14 protein-coding genes are annotated in these 19,767 nt (G+C 51.9%); 13 read left to right on the top strand and 1 reads right to left on the bottom strand.

The features are described from left to right. The first annotated feature begins 91 nt into the window (after positions 1-91). The 12 genes from fusA to uraH all read left to right on the top strand — a co-directional run bounded on the left by fusA (position 92) and on the right by uraH (position 17,638). A complete protein-coding gene (gene fusA, locus WH277_RS23120) occupies positions 92-2,206 on the top strand; it encodes an elongation factor G (RefSeq protein ID WP_133846701.1) in 2,115 nt (704 codons plus the stop codon). Positions 2,207-2,274: 68 nt separating this feature from the next. Next, on the top strand, positions 2,275-3,459 hold the full coding sequence (gene tuf, locus WH277_RS23115; protein ID WP_167864269.1) for an elongation factor Tu: 1,185 nt from the start codon (positions 2,275-2,277) through the stop codon (positions 3,457-3,459). A gap of 270 nt (positions 3,460-3,729) precedes the next feature. Then, a complete protein-coding gene (gene secE / locus WH277_RS23110; RefSeq protein WP_200644090.1) occupies positions 3,730-4,113 on the top strand; it encodes a preprotein translocase subunit SecE in 384 nt (127 codons plus the stop codon). A gap of 1 nt (position 4,114) precedes the next feature. After that, entirely contained in the window at positions 4,115-4,660 is a 546-nt protein-coding gene (nusG, locus tag WH277_RS23105) for a transcription termination/antitermination protein NusG (RefSeq protein ID WP_062749168.1), read from the top strand. A gap of 197 nt (positions 4,661-4,857) precedes the next feature. After that, positions 4,858-5,286, top strand: a complete 429-nt coding sequence (gene rplK, locus WH277_RS23100) for a 50S ribosomal protein L11 (protein WP_062749165.1) — start codon at positions 4,858-4,860, stop codon at positions 5,284-5,286. Positions 5,287-5,289: 3 nt separating this feature from the next. After that, positions 5,290-5,994, top strand: coding sequence for a 50S ribosomal protein L1 (gene rplA / locus WH277_RS23095; protein WP_133847002.1), 705 nt, complete (start codon positions 5,290-5,292; stop codon positions 5,992-5,994). A gap of 332 nt (positions 5,995-6,326) precedes the next feature. Beyond that, complete coding sequence (gene rplJ, locus WH277_RS23090; RefSeq protein ID WP_133847001.1) at positions 6,327-6,830, top strand: 50S ribosomal protein L10; 504 nt, start codon at positions 6,327-6,329, stop codon at positions 6,828-6,830. Between the two features lie 67 nt (positions 6,831-6,897). Then, positions 6,898-7,263, top strand: a complete 366-nt coding sequence (rplL, locus tag WH277_RS23085) for a 50S ribosomal protein L7/L12 (protein WP_048914311.1) — start codon at positions 6,898-6,900, stop codon at positions 7,261-7,263. Positions 7,264-7,588: 325 nt separating this feature from the next. Next, positions 7,589-11,617 carry a DNA-directed RNA polymerase subunit beta gene (gene rpoB, locus WH277_RS23080; RefSeq protein WP_133847000.1) on the top strand — a complete coding sequence of 1,343 codons (4,029 nt, stop codon included), beginning with the start codon at positions 7,589-7,591 and terminating at the stop codon, positions 11,615-11,617. 85 nt (positions 11,618-11,702) lie between these two features. Further along, positions 11,703-15,926, top strand: a complete 4,224-nt coding sequence (gene rpoC / locus WH277_RS23075) for a DNA-directed RNA polymerase subunit beta' (protein ID WP_133846999.1) — start codon at positions 11,703-11,705, stop codon at positions 15,924-15,926. An 81-nt stretch (positions 15,927-16,007) separates the two neighbouring features. Next, positions 16,008-17,078 carry a DUF1176 domain-containing protein gene (locus WH277_RS23070; protein ID WP_133846998.1) on the top strand — a complete coding sequence of 357 codons (1,071 nt, stop codon included), beginning with the start codon at positions 16,008-16,010 and terminating at the stop codon, positions 17,076-17,078. A 137-nt stretch (positions 17,079-17,215) separates the two neighbouring features. Beyond that, complete coding sequence (gene uraH / locus WH277_RS23065; RefSeq protein ID WP_339507091.1) at positions 17,216-17,638, top strand: hydroxyisourate hydrolase; 423 nt, start codon at positions 17,216-17,218, stop codon at positions 17,636-17,638. Between the two features lie 83 nt (positions 17,639-17,721). Here the strand turns inward: uraH and WH277_RS23060 are convergent, their stop codons facing one another. Then, positions 17,722-17,910, bottom strand: coding sequence for a DUF1127 domain-containing protein (locus WH277_RS23060; RefSeq protein ID WP_167864937.1), 189 nt, complete (start codon positions 17,908-17,910; stop codon positions 17,722-17,724). Between the two features lie 176 nt (positions 17,911-18,086). Between WH277_RS23060 and WH277_RS23055 the strand changes: the two genes are divergently transcribed. Then, the gene (locus WH277_RS23055) at positions 18,087-19,568 is read left to right on the top strand and encodes an aminotransferase-like domain-containing protein (RefSeq protein WP_339507089.1); all 1,482 of its coding nucleotides are present in this window, start codon (positions 18,087-18,089) and stop codon (positions 19,566-19,568) included. Positions 19,569-19,767 lie beyond the last annotated feature (199 nt).

Genomic DNA, 19,767 nt, shown 5'->3' with positions numbered 1-19,767 from the left:
GCACTGTAGTTGTTATAAACCCAGCGGGCGTCCCAGTGACTCACCTGCTGGGCTTTTTTAACTTAGAACGTCTAAGAATCAGAGGAATCAAATGGCTCGTAAAACACCCATTGAGCGTTACCGTAACATTGGTATCAGCGCACACATCGACGCCGGTAAGACGACCACTACCGAACGTGTTCTGTTCTACACCGGTGTAAACCACAAAATCGGTGAAGTACATGACGGCGCAGCCACCATGGACTGGATGGAGCAGGAACAGGAACGTGGTATTACCATCACTTCCGCTGCGACCACCTGTTTCTGGTCTGGTATGGCTAAGCAGTTTGAGCCGCACCACGTAAACATCATCGACACCCCGGGACACGTTGACTTCACTATCGAAGTTGAGCGTTCTATGCGTGTGCTTGATGGCGCAGTAATGGTTTACTGTGCAGTTGGTGGCGTTCAGCCACAGTCTGAGACCGTATGGCGTCAGGCTAACAAATATAAAGTTCCACGCATTGCGTTCGTTAACAAAATGGACCGCATGGGTGCTAACTTCCTGAAAGTTGTTGAGCAGATGAAAGCGCGTCTGGGTGCAAACCCGGTGCCATTGCAGCTGGCCATCGGCGCAGAAGAGAAATTCACCGGTGTTGTTGACCTGGTGAAAATGAAAGCGATCAACTGGAACGATGCCGATCAGGGCGTTACCTTCGTTTACGAAGAGATTCCAGCTGATATGCAGGAACTGGCTGAAGAATGGCGTGCGAAGCTTGTTGAAGCTGCAGCTGAAGGTTCTGATGAGCTGATGGAGAAATTCTTTGGTGGCGAAGAGCTGACCGAAGAAGAGATCAAAACTTCTCTGCGTAAGCGCGTACTGAACAGCGAAATCATTCTGGTCACCTGTGGTTCTGCATTTAAGAACAAAGGTGTTCAGGCGATGCTGGATGCGGTTGTTGAATACCTGCCAGCACCGACTGACGTTACCGCTATTAACGGTATGTTAGACGACGGTAAAGACACTCCGGCTGTTCGTCACTCAGACGACAAAGAACCGTTTGCTGCTCTGGCGTTCAAAATCGCTACCGACCCATTCGTGGGTAACCTGACCTTCTTCCGCGTCTACTCTGGCGTTGTGAACTCAGGCGATACCGTGTTCAACCCGGTTAAATCTGCTCGTGAGCGTCTGGGCCGTATCGTACAGATGCACGCCAACAAGCGTGAAGAGATTAAAGAAGTTCGCGCAGGCGACATCGCTGCAGCTATCGGTCTGAAAGACGTGACCACTGGTGACACCCTGTGTGACCCGGACAACGTGATCATTCTGGAGCGCATGGAGTTCCCTGAGCCAGTAATCTCGATCGCTGTTGAACCAAAAACCAAAGCTGACCAGGAAAAAATGGGTCTGGCTCTGGGTCGTCTGGCGAAAGAGGATCCATCATTCCGCGTATGGACTGATGAAGAAACTAACCAGACCATCATCGCTGGTATGGGTGAGCTGCACCTCGACATCATCGTTGACCGCATGAAGCGTGAATTCAACGTTGAAGCGAACGTGGGTAAACCTCAGGTTGCTTACCGTGAAGCAATTCGCGCGAAAGTTACCGATATCGAAGGTAAACACGCCAAGCAGTCTGGTGGTCGTGGTCAGTACGGTCATGTTGTTATCGACATGTACCCACTGGAGCCGGGCGTTAACCCTAAAGGTTACGAGTTCGTCAACGATATCAAAGGCGGCGTGATTCCTGGTGAATACATCCCTGCTGTTGATAAAGGTATCCAGGAGCAGCTGAAATCAGGCCCGCTGGCTGGTTATCCGGTTGTTGATCTGGGTGTTCGTCTGCACTTTGGTTCATACCATGACGTTGACTCCTCAGAACTGGCGTTTAAACTGGCAGCTTCTATCGCGTTCAAAGACGGCTTTAAGAAAGCGAAGCCGGTACTGCTTGAACCAATCATGAAGGTTGAAGTTGAATCTCCAGAAGAGAACACCGGTGATGTTATCGGTGACTTGAGCAGACGTCGTGGCCAGCTGAAAGGTCAGGAATCAAACGCTACTGGCGTTCAGATTCATGCTGAAGTTCCGCTGTCTGAAATGTTTGGTTACGCGACCCAGTTGCGTTCTCTGACTAAAGGCCGTGCTTCGTACTCCATGGAGTTCCTGAAGTATGATGATGCGCCGAACAACGTCGCTCAGGCCGTAATTGAAGCTCGTAGCAAATAAGCTACAGTTTAAATATTGATCCTATGCTCTCACCAAAGGGTGAGAGCATTAAAGTAAGGAATATCGTCGTGGCTAAAGAGAAATTTGAACGTTCCAAACCGCACGTCAACGTAGGTACTATCGGCCACGTTGACCACGGTAAAACTACCCTGACTGCAGCTATCACCACCGTTCTGGCTAAAACCTACGGCGGTTCTGCTCGTGCATTCGACCAGATCGATAACGCACCAGAAGAAAAAGCACGTGGTATCACCATCAACACTTCTCACGTTGAATATGACACCCCAACTCGCCACTACGCGCACGTTGACTGCCCAGGCCACGCCGACTATGTGAAAAACATGATCACCGGTGCTGCTCAGATGGACGGCGCGATTCTGGTTGTTGCTGCAACTGACGGCCCAATGCCTCAGACCCGTGAGCACATCCTGCTGGGTCGCCAGGTTGGCGTTCCATTCATGATCGTATTCATGAACAAATGCGACATGGTTGACGACGAAGAGCTGCTGGAGCTGGTTGAAATGGAAGTGCGTGAGCTGCTGTCTGCTTACGATTTCCCTGGCGACGACATCCCGGTTGTTCGTGGTTCTGCACTGAAAGCACTGCAGGGCGACGCTGAGTGGGAAGCTAAGATCATCGAACTGGCTGGTCACCTGGATAACTACATCCCAGAACCAGAGCGTGCGATTGATAAGCCATTCCTGCTGCCAATCGAAGACGTATTCTCCATCTCTGGCCGTGGTACTGTTGTTACCGGTCGTGTAGAGCGCGGTATCGTTAAAGTGGGTGAAGAAGTTGAGATCGTTGGTATCAAAGATACCGTGAAATCAACTTGTACCGGCGTTGAAATGTTCCGTAAGCTGCTGGACGAAGGCCGTGCGGGTGAGAACTGTGGTATCCTGTTGCGTGGTATCAAGCGCGAAGATATCCAGCGTGGCCAGGTTCTGGCTAAGCCAGGTTCAATCAAGCCACACACTAAGTTCGAATCTGAAGTGTACATCCTGTCCAAGGATGAAGGCGGCCGTCATACTCCGTTCTTCAAAGGCTACCGTCCACAGTTCTACTTCCGTACAACTGACGTGACCGGTACCATCGAACTGCCAGAAGGCGTTGAGATGGTTATGCCAGGCGACAACATTCAGATGGTTGTTACCCTGATCCACCCAATCGCAATGGACGACGGTCTGCGTTTCGCAATCCGTGAAGGTGGTCGTACTGTTGGCGCGGGTGTTGTTGCTAAAGTTATCGCTTAATCGCTGATAATATTTGACGCAACGCACAGGAAAAGGGCATCATTTGATGCCCTTTTTGCACGCTGTAACATAGAACCTGACTCATCAGTGATTTTTTCGACCATAATCATTGCTGAGGCAGGCTCTGTAGCACGGCGTTAAAGCCAATAGTTTTCAAGCTACGGCTTGGAATTAAAGGATATGCCGAGTTACGCCTAACAGCATCATTCGGTTCGGTTGCCTCGTCTGACGAGGCAAAAGTGTTTCTGATTTATTGTGGCAGGTTGGTTTATGAGTGCTAATACCGAAGCTCAAGGAAACGGGCGCGGCCTGGAAGTATTGAAGTGGTTAGGTGTTGTGGTGCTTTTGGTCGCCGCTATCGCCGGTAACTCCTATTATCGCGATGTAACATTACCTCTGCGCGCCCTCGCTGTCGTGGTCCTGATGGTAGCAGCAGCTGGCATTGCTCTGTGGACCACCAAAGGTAAAGCAACGTTGGCTTTTGCCCGTGAAGCGCGCACTGAAGTTCGTAAGGTCATCTGGCCTACTCGTCAGGAAACGTTGCACACCACGTTAATCGTTGCCGCGGTAACTGCCGTGATGTCACTGATTTTGTGGGGACTGGATGGAATTCTGGTTCGTCTGGTATCGTTTATCACTGGCCTGAGGTTCTGAGATGTCTGAAGCTCCAAAAAAGCGCTGGTACGTCGTTCAGGCGTTTTCCGGTTTTGAAGGCCGTGTAGCACAATCGCTGCGCGAGCATATCAAGTTACACAACATGGAAGAGCTGTTTGGCGATGTCATGGTTCCAACCGAAGAAGTGGTTGAGATCCGTGGTGGCCAGCGTCGTAAAAGCGAGCGCAAGTTCTTCCCAGGTTACGTGCTGGTCCAAATGGTGATGAACGATGCCAGCTGGCACCTGGTACGCAGCGTGCCGCGTGTTATGGGCTTCATTGGTGGTACCTCTGACCGCCCGGCGCCGATTAGCGACAAAGAAGTTGATGCTATCATGAACCGCTTGCAGCAAGCGGGTGATAAACCACGTCCGAAAACTATGTTTGAGCCAGGTGAAATGGTGCGCGTAAGCGATGGTCCATTTGCTGACTTTAATGGCGTGGTGGAAGAAGTCGACTATGAGAAAAGCCGCCTGAAAGTTTCTGTATCCATCTTTGGCCGTGCAACACCGGTTGAGCTGGACTTCGGTCAGGTTGAGAAGGGTTAATTACCTTTCTTAAAGACGCCCCTGCTTTTGTTGCGGGGCGCATGAAAAATACACAATCACTGTGATCTAGTGGTTGCGAGAGGCGTGAAATTGCACTACAATTTCGCGCCTTTTGTTTTTATGCGCTGTTCTCAGCGTGTGAATATTAATCACGGGGAGCTCCTTCAGGAGCGTTATCACCCAATAGAGGAATTATCATGGCTAAGAAAGTACAAGCCTACGTTAAGTTGCAGGTTGCAGCTGGTATGGCAAACCCAAGTCCACCGGTAGGTCCGGCACTGGGCCAGCAGGGCGTTAACATCATGGAGTTCTGTAAAGCGTTCAACGCCAAAACAGAATCCCTGGAGAAAGGTCTTCCAACGCCAGTTGTGATCACCGTTTACTCTGACCGTTCTTTCACCTTCGTTACCAAAACCCCTCCTGCAGCAGTACTGCTGAAGAAAGCGGCTGGTATTAAGTCTGGTTCTGGCAAGCCGAACAAAGACAAAGTAGGTAAAGTATCGCGTGCTCAGGTACGTGAAATCGCAGAAACCAAAGCTGCGGACATGACTGGTGCTGACCTGGAAGCGATGACTCGCTCCATCGAAGGTACTGCTCGTTCCATGGGCCTGGTAGTAGAGGACTAAGAAATGGCTAAGCTGACCAAGCGCATGCGCGTGATCCGTGACAAAGTTGATTCAACTAAACAGTATGACATCAACGAAGCTGTTGCTCTGCTGAAGGAACTGGCTACTGCTAAGTTCGTAGAAAGCGTTGACGTAGCTGTAAACCTGGGCATTGATGCTCGTAAATCTGACCAGAACGTTCGCGGTGCAACTGTACTGCCACACGGTACTGGCCGTTCCGTTCGCGTTGCCGTATTTGCCCAGGGCGCAAACGCTGAAGCTGCTAAAGCAGCCGGCGCTGAGCTGGTAGGTATGGAAGATCTGGCTGACCAGATCAAAAAAGGCGAAATGAACTTCGACGTTGTTATCGCATCTCCTGATGCAATGCGCGTTGTTGGCCAGTTGGGTCAGGTTCTGGGCCCACGCGGTCTGATGCCAAACCCGAAAGTTGGTACTGTAACTCCTAACGTTGCTGAAGCAGTGAAAAATGCTAAAGCAGGTCAGGTTCGTTACCGTAACGACAAGAACGGTATCATCCATACCACTATCGGTAAGGTTGATTTCGATTCTGAAAAACTGAAAGAAAACCTGGAACACCTGCTGGTTGCGCTGAAAAAAGCAAAACCATCTCAGGCGAAAGGCGTTTTCATTAAGAAAGTTAGCCTGTCCACCACTATGGGCGCAGGCGTTGCAGTTGATCAGGCTGGCCTGAACGCTGCTGCAAACTAATCTTGTGCTTTACGCGGGCGAATTATTCATCTAGAATCTTACGCCCGTTGTTCTGTAAATATACAGAACCCGGAATTCAGCCATTCGTGGCGACATATTCCAAGAATTTTTAGGTTGGAGCCTGGCCTTATCCAGGCCTCCGTCCAAGACCGCAGGTGTTTCGTAAGAAACTTAATCTCCTGCGTAGACGGTGACAGAACCAAAAGAATATTTTTATAGTCTTTGCTGGATTCTGCTCACCGTGATTTAGCGCCTGTCTGTGGCAACACTGTTCAGGCGAAGTGAGTTCCGGGGAAATCCATCCCCGGCCAAAAATCCAGGAGCACAAGCTAATGGCCTTAAATCTTCAAGACAAACAAGCGATTGTTGCTGAAGTCAGCGAAGTAGCCAAAGGCGCGCTGTCTGCGGTAGTTGCGGATTCTCGTGGCGTTACCGTAGATAAAATGACCGAACTGCGTAAAGCAGGACGTGCAGCTGGCGTTTACATGCGTGTTGTTCGTAACACCTTGCTGCGCCGCGTCGTTGAAGGTACTCAGTTTGAGTGCCTGAAAGACACGTTTACCGGTCCTACCTTGATTGCATACTCTATGGAACACCCGGGCGCTGCTGCTCGTCTGTTCAAAGAGTTCGCGAAAGCGAATGCAAAATTCGAGGTTAAAGCTGCAGCCTTTGAAGGCGAGCTGATCAGTGCGGCTCAGATCGACCGCCTGGCAACTCTGCCTACCTACGATGAAGCAATCGCACGCCTGATGGCAACCATGAAAGAAGCCTCTGCTGGCAAACTGGTTCGCACTCTGGCTGCTGTACGCGATCAGAAAGAAGCTGCTGCTGCTTAATCAGCCAGCCTTTCTTTTCCGTTCACTTGCTTACGTATAAATTACTTTCTGAATTTAGGAACACGAAATGTCAATCACTAAAGACCAAATCATTGAAGGCGTTGCAGCTCTGTCTGTAATGGAAATCGTTGAACTGATCTCCGCTATGGAAGAGAAATTCGGCGTGTCAGCTGCTGCTGCTGTTGCAGGTCCTGCTGCTGCTGCTGAAGCTGTAGAAGAAAAAACCGAGTTCGACGTTGTACTGAAAGCTATCGGCGCTAACAAAGTTGCCGTGATCAAAGCAGTACGTGGCGCAACTGGTCTGGGCCTGAAAGAAGCTAAAGATCTGGTTGAGTCTGCACCTGCTGCCCTGAAAGAAGGCATCAGCAAAGACGACGCAGAAGCACTGAAGAAAGCACTGGAAGAAGCTGGCGCAGAAGTTGAAGTTAAATAAGCCAACCTTTCAGGTTGCAGCCTAGTCTTTTAGGCTGATGGCTGGTGACTTTTTGGTCACCAGCCTTTTTGCGCTCTACAGCGTCAATGATATTTCACACTGTTTAGTCATTGATTAGCTTAATATCTTTCTCTATCGACGACTTAATATACTGCATTCCTGACTGGGTTCCCTGCTCAGACACTTGCAGCGAAATGATTTAAGCGTGATAGAAAGAGGTATTACGAAAAGCACTCTGCTTTTCGAACAACACAAAACAGCGTTGCATGAACTGTCCTCCTGGATGGACAGCGAGGTTCTACATTTCAGCGAGCTGAGGAACCCTATGGTTTACTCCTATACCGAGAAAAAACGTATTCGTAAGGATTTTGGAAAGCGTCCACAAGTTCTGGACATTCCATATCTCCTTTCTATCCAGCTTGACTCGTTTCAGAAGTTCATCGAGCAAGATCCGGAAGGTCAATATGGTCTGGAAGCAGCATTCCGTTCCGTATTCCCAATCCAAAGCTATAGCGGTAATTCTGAGCTGCAGTACGTCAGCTACCGTTTAGGCGAACCTGTATTTGATGTTAAAGAGTGTCAGATTCGTGGTGTCACGTACTCTGCACCTCTGCGCGTAAAACTGCGCCTGGTGATCTACGAGCGCGAAGCGCCGGAAGGCACCGTTAAAGACATCAAAGAACAAGAAGTTTACATGGGTGAAATTCCACTCATGACCGATAACGGTACCTTTGTGATCAACGGTACTGAGCGTGTTATCGTTTCTCAGCTCCACCGTAGTCCTGGTGTCTTCTTCGACAGCGATAAGGGTAAAACCCACTCATCGGGTAAAGTGCTGTATAACGCACGTATTATCCCTTACCGCGGTTCATGGTTGGACTTCGAGTTCGACCCGAAAGACAACCTGTTCGTCCGTATTGACCGTCGCCGTAAACTGCCTGCGACCATCATTCTGCGCGCGCTGAATTATACTACTCAGCAGATCCTGGATCTGTTCTTCGAAAAAGTAGTGTACGAAATTCGCGACAACAAGCTGCAGATGGAGCTGGTCCCAGAGCGCCTGCGTGGTGAAACTGCGTCATTCGATATTGAATCGAACGGCACCGTTTACGTCGAAAAAGGTCGCCGTATTACTGCGCGCCATATTCGCCAGCTTGAGAAAGATGCCATTGCACACATCGAAGTTCCGGTTGAGTACATTGCCGGTAAAGTCGTCGCTAAAGACTACATCGATGAGAGCACTGGTGAACTGCTGATCGCGGCGAACATGGAGTTGTCACTGGATCTGCTGGCGAAACTGAGCCAGTCCGGTCACAAGCGCATCGAAACACTGTTCACCAACGACCTGGATCACGGTGCGTACATGTCTGAGACTGTACGTGTCGACCCAACCAGCGATCGCCTTAGCGCTCTGGTTGAGATCTACCGCATGATGCGTCCTGGTGAGCCACCAACGCGTGAAGCGGCTGAAAACCTGTTCGAGAACCTGTTCTTCTCTGAAGACCGCTACGATTTGTCTGCGGTTGGCCGTATGAAGTTCAACCGTTCTCTGCTGCGTGACGAGATCGAAGGTTCCGGTATCCTGAGCAAAGACGACATCATTCAGGTGATGAAGAAGCTCATCGGTATCCGTAACGGTATTGGCGAAGTGGATGATATCGACCACCTCGGCAACCGTCGTATCCGTTCCGTCGGCGAAATGGCTGAAAACCAGTTCCGTGTTGGCCTCGTGCGCGTAGAGCGTGCGGTGAAAGAGCGTCTGTCCCTGGGCGATCTGGATACCCTGATGCCACAGGACATGATCAACGCCAAGCCAATTTCAGCGGCAGTGAAAGAGTTCTTCGGTTCCAGCCAGCTGTCACAGTTTATGGACCAGAACAACCCGTTGTCAGAGATCACGCATAAGCGTCGTATTTCTGCACTGGGCCCGGGCGGTCTGACGCGTGAGCGTGCAGGCTTCGAAGTTCGAGACGTACACCCGACTCACTACGGTCGCGTATGTCCAATCGAAACGCCGGAAGGTCCAAACATCGGTCTGATCAACTCCTTGTCTGTTTATGCACAGACCAATGAGTATGGTTTCCTGGAAACCCCATACCGTCGCGTTCGCGAAGGCGTGGTGACCGACGAAATTCATTACCTCTCTGCTATTGAAGAGGGTAACTACGTTATCGCTCAGGCGAACACCAACCTCGACGACGAAGGTCACTTCGTAGACGATCTGGTGACCTGCCGTAGCAAAGGCGAATCGAGCCTCTTCAACCGTGACCAGGTTGACTACATGGACGTTTCCACCCAGCAGGTGGTTTCCGTCGGTGCGTCACTGATCCCGTTCCTGGAGCACGATGACGCCAACCGCGCATTGATGGGTGCAAACATGCAACGTCAGGCGGTTCCAACTCTGCGTGCTGATAAGCCGCTGGTTGGTACTGGTATGGAACGCGCGGTAGCGGTCGACTCCGGTGTTACTGCCGTAGCGAAACGTGGTGGTACGGTTCAGTACGTGGATGCATCACGTATCGTTATTAAAGTTAACGAAGACGAAATGCATTCTGGCGAAGCCGGTATCGACATTTACAACCTGACCAAATACACCCGTTCTAACCAGAACACCTGCATCAACCAGATGCCTTGCGTGAACCTGGGTGAACCAATTGAACGTGGTGATGTGCTGGCTGATGGTCCTTCAACCGACCTCGGTGAATTGGCACTGGGTCAGAACATGCGCGTCGCGTTCATGCCGTGGAACGGCTATAACTTCGAAGACTCCATCTTAGTCTCCGAGCGTGTGGTACAGGAAGATCGCTTCACCACTATCCACATCCAGGAACTGGCATGTGTGTCTCGCGACACCAAGCTGGGGCCAGAAGAGATCACTGCCGACATTCCTAACGTGGGTGAAGCTGCGCTCTCTAAACTGGATGAGTCCGGTATCGTGTACATCGGTGCGGAAGTGACTGGCGGTGACATTCTGGTTGGTAAGGTAACGCCGAAAGGTGAAACCCAGCTGACGCCAGAAGAGAAACTGCTGCGTGCAATCTTCGGTGAGAAAGCGTCTGACGTTAAAGATTCTTCTCTGCGTGTACCAAACGGCGTGTCTGGCACCATCATCGACGTTCAGGTCTTCACCCGCGATGGCGTGGAAAAAGACAAACGTGCGCTGGAAATCGAAGAGATGCAGCTGAAGCAGGCGAAGAAAGACCTGTCTGAAGAACTGCAAATCCTCGAAGCTGGCCTGTTCAGCCGTATTAACTACCTGCTGGTTGCTGGCGGTGTTGAAGCGGAAAAACTGGACAAGCTGCCACGCGAGCGCTGGCTGGAACTGGGCCTGACCGACGAAGAAAAGCAAAACCAGCTGGAACAGTTGGCCGAGCAGTACGACGAGCTGAAGCACGAGTTTGAGAAAAAACTTGAAGCTAAGCGCCGCAAAATCACTCAGGGCGATGACCTGGCACCTGGCGTGCTGAAAATCGTTAAAGTGTATCTGGCCGTTAAACGTCAGATCCAGCCTGGTGACAAAATGGCAGGTCGTCACGGGAACAAAGGTGTTATCTCCAAGATCAACCCGATCGAAGATATGCCATACGATGAGTTCGGTACGCCGGTCGACATCGTTCTGAACCCGCTGGGCGTTCCATCACGTATGAACATTGGTCAGATTCTTGAAACCCACCTGGGTATGGCTGCGAAGGGCATTGGCGAGAAAATTAACGCTATGCTTAAGAAGCAGGAAGAAGTGTCCAAGCTGCGTGAGTTTATTCAGCGTGCTTACGATCTGGGCAGCGATTTGCGCCAGAAAGTTGACCTGAACACGTTCACCGACGACGAAGTGCTGCGTCTGGCAGAGAACCTGAAAAAAGGTATGCCAATCGCAACACCGGTGTTTGACGGCGCGAAAGAAAGCGAAATCAAAGAGCTGTTACAGCTCGGCGGCCTGCCTTCTTCTGGTCAGATTACGCTGTTTGATGGTCGTACCGGTGAGCAGTTCGAACGTCAGGTTACCGTTGGTTACATGTACATGCTGAAGCTGAACCACCTGGTTGATGACAAAATGCATGCGCGTTCTACCGGTTCTTACAGCCTCGTTACTCAGCAGCCGCTGGGTGGTAAGGCGCAGTTCGGTGGTCAGCGCTTCGGTGAGATGGAAGTATGGGCACTGGAAGCATACGGTGCCGCTTATACCCTGCAGGAAATGCTGACCGTGAAGTCTGATGACGTGAACGGCCGTACCAAGATGTATAAAAACATCGTTGACGGCAATCATCAGATGGAACCGGGCATGCCGGAATCCTTCAACGTACTGTTGAAAGAGATCCGCTCGCTGGGTATTAACATCGAGCTGGAAGACGAGTAATAACTCGCATCTGCTGTACTGGTTACAGGGCGCCCGGGTCACTCCGGGCGTCTCTGAGAAGTCTCACTCCGACGGGAGCTAATCCGTGAAAGACTTACTTAAGTTTCTGAAAGCGCAAACTAAGACCGAAGAGTTTGATGCGATCAAGATCGCTCTGGCATCGCCAGATATGATCCGTTCATGGTCTTTTGGCGAAGTTAAAAAGCCGGAAACCATCAACTACCGTACGTTCAAACCTGAACGTGACGGGCTTTTCTGTGCGCGTATTTTCGGGCCAGTAAAAGACTACGAGTGCCTGTGCGGTAAGTACAAGCGCTTGAAACATCGCGGTGTGATCTGTGAGAAGTGTGGCGTTGAAGTTACACAGACCAAAGTTCGCCGTGAGCGCATGGGCCACATTGAGCTGGCTTCGCCTACTGCGCACATCTGGTTCCTGAAATCGCTGCCTTCGCGCATCGGTTTACTGCTGGATATGCCACTGCGTGATATCGAACGTGTTCTTTACTTCGAATCTTACGTAGTGATTGAAGGCGGCATGACCAACCTCGAAAAGCGCCAGATCCTGACTGAAGAGCAGTATCTCGACGCGCTGGAAGAGTTTGGTGACGAATTCGACGCTAAAATGGGTGCGGAAGCGATCCAGGCTCTGTTGAAAAACATGGACCTGGAACAAGAATGTGAAACTCTGCGTGAAGAGTTGAACGAAACGAACTCCGAAACCAAGCGTAAAAAACTGACCAAGCGCATCAAGCTGCTGGAAGCGTTCGTACAGTCTGGTAACAAACCAGAATGGATGATCCTGACCGTGCTGCCTGTTCTGCCACCGGACCTGCGTCCTCTGGTACCGCTGGACGGCGGTCGTTTCGCTACGTCGGATCTGAACGATCTGTATCGTCGCGTGATTAACCGTAACAACCGTCTGAAACGCCTGCTGGATCTGGCTGCGCCAGATATCATCGTACGTAACGAAAAACGTATGTTGCAGGAAGCGGTCGATGCGTTGCTGGATAACGGCCGTCGCGGTCGTGCGATCACCGGTTCTAACAAACGTCCTCTGAAATCTTTGGCCGATATGATCAAAGGTAAGCAGGGTCGTTTCCGTCAGAACTTGCTGGGTAAACGTGTCGACTACTCTGGTCGTTCGGTTATCACTGTAGGTCCATACCTGCGTCTGCATCAGTGTGGTCTGCCGAAGAAAATGGCACTGGAGCTGTTCAAACCGTTTATCTACGGCAAGCTGGAACTGCGTGGTCTTGCTACCACCATCAAAGCCGCTAAGAAAATGGTTGAGCGCGAAGAATCCGTCGTCTGGGATATCCTGGATGAAGTGATCCGCGAACACCCGGTCCTGCTGAACCGTGCACCAACTCTGCACCGTCTGGGCATCCAGGCGTTTGAGCCAGTACTGATCGAAGGTAAAGCGATTCAGCTTCACCCGCTGGTCTGTGCGGCATACAACGCCGACTTCGATGGTGACCAGATGGCAGTACACGTACCGCTGACGCTGGAAGCTCAGCTGGAAGCGCGTGCGCTGATGATGTCTACCAACAACATCCTGTCACCTGCGAACGGCGAGCCAATCATCGTTCCTTCTCAGGACGTTGTACTGGGTCTGTACTACATGACCCGCGACTGTGTTAACGCCAAAGGCGAAGGCATGGTGCTGACTGGCCCGAAAGAAGCTGAGCGTGTTTACCGCTCTGGCCATGCGTCTCTGCACGCTCGCGTTAAGGTGCGTATCACCGAACACGAGAAAAACGAGCAGGATGAGTGGGTTGCTAAAACCAGCATCATCGACACCACCATTGGTCGTGCGATCCTGTGGATGATCGTACCAAAAGGTCTGCCTTACTCTATCGTCAACCAGGCGTTGGGTAAAAAAGCGATCTCCAAGATGCTGAACACCTGTTACCGCATCCTGGGTCTGAAACCAACGGTTATCTTTGCTGACCAGACCATGTACACCGGCTTTGCCTATGCAGCACGCTCAGGCGCGTCTGTGGGCATCGACGACATGGTTATCCCGGCTAAGAAAGTGGAAATCATCACCGAAGCGGAAGCGGAAGTGGCTGAGATTCAGCAGCAGTTCCAGTCTGGTCTGGTTACCGCTGGCGAACGCTATAACAAAGTGATCGATATTTGGGCTGCGGCCAACGAACGCGTTGCTAAAGCGATGATGGAAAACCTCTCTACCGAACTCGTGATCAACCGCGATGGCGTGGAAGAGCGTCAGGTTTCCTTCAACAGCATCTTTATGATGGCCGACTCCGGTGCTCGTGGTTCTGCAGCGCAGATTCGTCAGCTGGCCGGTATGCGTGGTCTGATGGCTAAGCCAGATGGCTCCATCATCGAAACGCCGATCACCGCGAACTTCCGTGAAGGTCTGAACGTACTCCAGTACTTCATCTCCACGCACGGTGCGCGTAAAGGTCTTGCGGATACCGCACTGAAAACAGCTAACTCCGGTTATCTGACTCGTCGTCTGGTTGACGTCGCGCAGGATCTGGTTGTGACTGAAGATGACTGTGGTACACGCGAAGGTATCATGATGACTCCGGTCATCGAAGGTGGTGATGTTAAAGAGCCGCTGCGTGAGCGTGTACTGGGTCGTGTGACCGCAGAAGACGTGATCAAGCCAGGTACTGCTGACATCCTGCTGCCGCGTAACACTCTGCTGCACGAACAGCAGTGTGACCTGTTGGAAGAACACTCTGTTGACAGCCTGAAAGTGCGTTCCGTAGTAAGCTGCGAAACTGACTTCGGTGTGTGTGCTCACTGCTATGGTCGCGACCTGGCACGTGGTCACATCATCAACAAAGGTGAGGCCATCGGCGTTATCGCAGCACAGTCCATCGGTGAGCCGGGTACACAGCTGACGATGCGTACGTTCCACATCGGTGGTGCGGCATCTCGTGCGGCTGCTGAATCCAGCATTCAGGTGAAGAACAAAGGTACGCTGAAACTGATCAACGCCAAGTCGGTAACGAACTCCGCTGGCAAGCTGGTGATCACCTCGCGTAACGTTGAACTGAAAATGATCGACGAATTTGGTCGTACCAAAGAGAGCTATAAAGTTCCTTACGGTTCAACCATGGCGAAAGGTGACGGCGAGCAGGTTGCAGCGGGCGAGACCGTAGCAAACTGGGATCCACACACCATGCCGGTCATCACCGAAGTGAGCGGTTTCATTCGCTTCACTGACATGATTGACGGTCAGACCATTACCCGCCAGACGGACGACCTGACCGGTCTTTCTTCTCTGGTGATTCTGGACAGTGCTGAACGTACTGCCGGTGGTAAAGATCTGCGTCCAGCGCTGAAAATCGTTGATGCTAACGGCAATGATGTCATGATCCCTGGCTCTGATATGCCTGCCCAGTACTTCTTACCGGGTAAAGCAATCGTCCAGTTGGAAGATGGCATCAAGATCAGTTCTGGTGACACCCTGGCGCGTGTACCTCAGGAATCTGGCGGTACCAAGGACATCACCGGTGGTCTGCCACGCGTTGCTGACCTGTTCGAAGCCCGTCGTCCGAAAGAGCCGGCAATCCTGGCTGAGATCAGCGGCATCATTTCCTTCGGTAAAGAAACCAAAGGGAAGCGTCGTCTGGTGATCACGCCGATCGACGGTAGCGATCATTACGAAGAGATGATTCCGAAATGGCGTCAGCTGAACGTGTTCGAAGGTGAACGCGTAGAGCGCGGTGACGTGGTTTCCGATGGCCCAGAATCTCCACATGACATTCTGCGTCTGCGTGGCGTGCATGCGGTGACCCGTTATATCACTAACGAAGTGCAGGAAGTTTACCGTCTGCAAGGCGTTAAGATTAACGATAAGCACATCGAAGTCATCGTTCGTCAGATGCTGCGTAAAGCAACCATCTCAAGCGCGGGAAGCACTGACTTCCTCGACGGCGAGCAGGTTGAGTTCTCACGCGTTAAGATCGCTAACCGCGAACTGGAAGCTAACGGCAAGATCTCTGCAACATTTGCACGCGATCTGCTGGGTATCACCAAAGCTTCCCTGGCAACCGAGTCGTTTATCTCTGCGGCTTCGTTCCAGGAAACCACGCGCGTACTGACCGAAGCAGCCGTTGCGGGCAAACGCGACGAACTGCGCGGCCTGAAAGAGAACGTTATCGTTGGCCGTCTGATTCCAGCCGGTACCGGTTACGCGTATCATCAGGATCGTATGCGTCGTAAAGCCGCGGGCGAAGCGCCAATCGTGCCAGTAGTGACTGCCGATGAAGCCTCTGCCAGCCTGGCTGAACTGCTTAACGCAGGAAACCTGGGCGGTAATGACGATTAATCGTCAACGGCCTGTGGCATAATAAAAAACCTCGCTTCGGCGGGGTTTTTTTTCGACTAAACAAAATCACATGGATAAAAAATGCAAAATAATAAGGTTGTGATGGCGCTGGCACTGCTGGGATTAAGCGCAGGCGCTCAGGCAGAAGAGTGGGCTAATGCCCCGGTGCAAAAGACGTTTAAAAACTGGCAGGTGACTTGCAACAATCTCAATGACTGTGAGGTGCGCAATACCGATGAGGTATTGCGGATTATCATCAAGCGTAAGGCTGGTGCAGAGTCTCAGCCTTCCCTCAATTTTCAGCAATGGGGCGATCAGAAACCGACAGGGATCTGGCTGGATGGCAAACCCTGGCATTCCAACATTGAGATTTCACCGTCAAAAATCAGTGATGACTATAGCGCGGGCGGCAGTGAAAAACTGGCTGATGTACAGCAGTGGGTTCAGGCCACTAAAAATGCTCTGACCATTGCGCTCACACCCGGTACACCCGATTCTGAAGCTGCCTCCCTCGGCGGGCTCAATGCGGCACTGCTGCTGGTGGATGAACGACAGGGGCGATTAGGGAATCAGACCGCGCTGCTGAAAGTGGGGAATAATGAACCTTCGATGGTGCCGGCACGGCCTGTCCCGGCGGTGCTGAACTTCCCAGTGCCCAGAGTCATTCCTTTGACCAACGCCGCTGCGTTAATCGACGGTGCGATTGAGGCTAACAGCAAACTGCTGGCGAAAGAGAGCTGTGAGCCGGACAAAGAAGCACGTGAGCGCAGTGAAGCGCAGCCACTGAATGACAAGCAGGCTCTGGTGCTGGTCAATTGTGGTCTGGGAGCTTATCAGTCTTCCAGTATGCTGTTTATCAGTGAGCGCAATAATCCCCAGGACTCAAAGCAGCTGACCCTGCCATTACCCGGAAATGATGAAGACGGCAAACCCAGGGTGATGAGCTGGTTTACTGAAGCAAGCTACGATCCGCAAACGGGTGAGCTGTATTATTCCGGGCGCGGGCGCGGTATTGCTGACTGTGGAGATAATGGCGGTTGGAAATATGATGGTAAGACATTCCATCTGACACACTATAACAATCAGCAGAGCTGCAATGGCGGCGAGCCAGGAGACTGGCCATCCGTTTGGGCGACGGCAGGAACTGAATAATCCCTCTTTAAGAGGAAGCATTCTGACTTCCTCTTTTCCCCTAAGCTTCTGGGAAATTTCACATATTTGGCGCTAAAGTCGTCGCTAAAGGCGACGACTGCTATCTTCATGCCGACATTAATACTAAGGAGTCCGACATGAAGATTGTTAAAGCCCTGGTACTGACCAGCCTGGTCAGTGCTTCTCTGCCTGTACTGGCTGCCGGTGATCAAGGGATGAAGAATCCGCTGAGCGTGCACGTGCTTAACCTGCAGACCGGTGTACCGACCTCCGGTGTGACGGTTGAACTCGAACAGCAGCAAAAGCAGGGGTGGGTGAAACTGGCTTCTGGCGTCACGGATAAAAACGGACGTATCCCGGCACTCTATCCGGCTGGGAAAACGATGGCTGCGGGTGACTACAAAGTGGTCTTCAAAACCGGTGATTACTACAAACAGCAAAAGCAGCCGACTTTCTTCCCGGAGATCCCGGTGATCTTTCATGTGGAGAACAGTGACAGCCACTACCACATTCCTCTGCTGCTGAGTCAGTACGGTTACTCTACCTATCGCGGTAACTGATAACCACATCGCCATAAAAAAGGGGCAACGCAGCAGGACGGCCGCGTTGCCCTCGGGTACATCCTTCGACCCAGGCCACATCACTATAAGTTGCGGACATCCTCACAGGTCAGTCCGATATCCTTCAGTTGCGCATCACTCAGACGCGACAGAATCTTGCGGGTGCAGGAACGTATGCGTCTTGCCTGCCAGCGATGATAAGGCATAAGAAAGATTGCGTTAATCAGCGTCCAGCTAAATGGCTTCGCTGCTCTGTTCTCATCAAATTCCATCACTGCCTCCTCATCACCTCGGGTATGACGACTATTTTGTCGATAAACACCGTTATGATACAGATGCAAAAAACACCTTTTATTGACATACAGATTGCGAGATAGTGTGACTGAATGGTGATTATTACCGCTATCTGTACTGGTTTATCCAAAATAGAGTGGGAGTGGAGCATACGATGACACGTTATCAACGGCTGGCAGAACTGCTGGCTCAACGTATTGAGCAAGGGTTGTATCAGGCCGGCGAGCGATTGCCATCCGTACGTTCACTCAGTGGCGAACATGGCGTCAGCATCAGCACGGTTCAGCAGGCTTACTATCTGCTTGAAGAGAAACAGCTGATTACGCCACAGCCCAGATCCGGCTACTTTGTCACCCCACGCAAGGCGGCACCGCCGCTGCCGCCGATCACTCGCCCGGTTCAGCGCCCGGTGGAGATCACCCAGTGGGATGCGGTGATGGATCTGCTCAATGCCCGGCTGGATGACGATATGCTTCAGCTCGGAAGCGGTATGCCGAATATTGATTCTCCTACGCTCAAGCCGCTGTGGAAAATTATCAGTCGCCTTGGGCAGCAGCAGGACCCAAGGCTGTTGAGTTACGATAATCTGTATGGTGTGCCGGAACTGCGTGAACAGGTCGCGCGCCTGATGATCGACAGCGGCTGCCAGGTCACCGCCGACGACATTGTGATTACCACGGGTTGCCATGAAGCGCTGTCGGTATCGATCAGAGCGGTATGCCAGCCGGGGGATATTATTGCCGTGGAGTCACCAGCCTTTCACGGCACCATGCAAACCCTGCGCGGTTTTGGGATCCGCGCTATCGAAATTCCTACGGATTCCGTTACCGGCATCAGTCTGGAAGCGCTGGAGCTGGCGTTTGAGCAATGGCCGATTAGTGCCGTGGTGGTGGTGCCAAACTGCAACAACCCGCTGGGGTTTGTGATGCCAGTGCAGCGTAAGCAGGCATTACTGACGCTGGCGCAACGCTTTGATGCCGCGATCATTGAAGATGATGTCTATGGCGAACTCGCTTTTGACTATCCTCGTCCGGTCACCATCAAGTCGCTGGATATGGATGGTCGTGTTCTGCTGTGCAGCTCATTTTCTAAAACGCTGGCACCTGGCCTGCGGGTGGGGTGGGTGGTGCCGGGGCGTTATTTTGATCGTGTTTTGCATATGAAATATATCAGCACGGGTTCAACGGCCACTCAGACACAGATGGCGGTCGCCGCTTTTATTCGCCAGGGGTATTACCAGCCTCATCTGCGGCGTATGCGCAGTTACTATCAGCGTAGCCTGGAGACGTTCACCCGGCGGGTGCGGCATCACTTTCCCTGTGGGATCTGCGTGACTCGTCCTCAGGGAGGATTTCTGATTTGGGTCGAACTGCCAGAACCTTTTGATGCGCTGCGCCTGAACCAGGATCTACGTGCTTCCCATATTCAGATTGCTGTCGGATCGCTGTTCTCAGCATCAGGTAAATACCGCAACTGCCTGCGCCTCAGCTATGCGCAGTCGTTTACCGATAAAACCGAACGTGCTCTGGAGGTGCTGGGGGCGGCGGTAGAGCGGGCAGTGCTGGCCTGTGCTCCGGTATCCTCGCAGGTGCAAGAAGAGGGTGAAGGCAGGGTCAGTGAGAAGGAAAACTACTGACCCTGGCGGATGGCAGGATTGCCCCCGCACGGCCACTATAGCGGCTGCATTTCCCGATAAAAGCGTGAATAAACAAGGCTGCGTAATGTCTTCAGCCCTGTTTTTCCGTGTTGCAGCAGATTGCATTTTATTGCGAAACGCGCCCTGAGCCTCGAACGTGCCGAGCACCTGCCCGAACGCTTTTTACCGATATTTATAA

Source organism: Erwinia sp. MYb416 (assembly GCF_037479575.1).
GTDB lineage: Bacteria > Pseudomonadota > Gammaproteobacteria > Enterobacterales > Enterobacteriaceae > Erwinia > Erwinia rhapontici.
The sequence above is the reverse complement of the archived record's forward strand: the minus strand, read 5'-3'. Positions and strand labels throughout refer to the sequence as shown.

What these genes read in the sequence shown, in the direction of transcription:
- fusA (WP_133846701.1), top strand. Translation starts at nt 92, where the DNA reads ATGGCTCGTAAAACACCCATTGAGCGTTACCGTAACATTGGTATCAGC.
- secE (WP_200644090.1), top strand. Translation starts at nt 3,730, where the DNA reads ATGAGTGCTAATACCGAAGCTCAAGGAAACGGGCGCGGCCTGGAAGTA.
- nusG (WP_062749168.1), top strand. Translation starts at nt 4,115, where the DNA reads ATGTCTGAAGCTCCAAAAAAGCGCTGGTACGTCGTTCAGGCGTTTTCC.
- rplK (WP_062749165.1), top strand. Translation starts at nt 4,858, where the DNA reads ATGGCTAAGAAAGTACAAGCCTACGTTAAGTTGCAGGTTGCAGCTGGT.
- rplA (WP_133847002.1), top strand. Translation starts at nt 5,290, where the DNA reads ATGGCTAAGCTGACCAAGCGCATGCGCGTGATCCGTGACAAAGTTGAT.
- rplJ (WP_133847001.1), top strand. Translation starts at nt 6,327, where the DNA reads ATGGCCTTAAATCTTCAAGACAAACAAGCGATTGTTGCTGAAGTCAGC.
- rplL (WP_048914311.1), top strand. Translation starts at nt 6,898, where the DNA reads ATGTCAATCACTAAAGACCAAATCATTGAAGGCGTTGCAGCTCTGTCT.
- rpoB (WP_133847000.1), top strand. Translation starts at nt 7,589, where the DNA reads ATGGTTTACTCCTATACCGAGAAAAAACGTATTCGTAAGGATTTTGGA.
- WH277_RS23070 (WP_133846998.1), top strand. Translation starts at nt 16,008, where the DNA reads ATGCAAAATAATAAGGTTGTGATGGCGCTGGCACTGCTGGGATTAAGC.
- uraH (WP_339507091.1), top strand. Translation starts at nt 17,216, where the DNA reads ATGAAGATTGTTAAAGCCCTGGTACTGACCAGCCTGGTCAGTGCTTCT.
- WH277_RS23060 (WP_167864937.1), bottom strand. Translation starts at nt 17,910, where the DNA reads ATGGAATTTGATGAGAACAGAGCAGCGAAGCCATTTAGCTGGACGCTG.
- WH277_RS23055 (WP_339507089.1), top strand. Translation starts at nt 18,087, where the DNA reads ATGACACGTTATCAACGGCTGGCAGAACTGCTGGCTCAACGTATTGAG.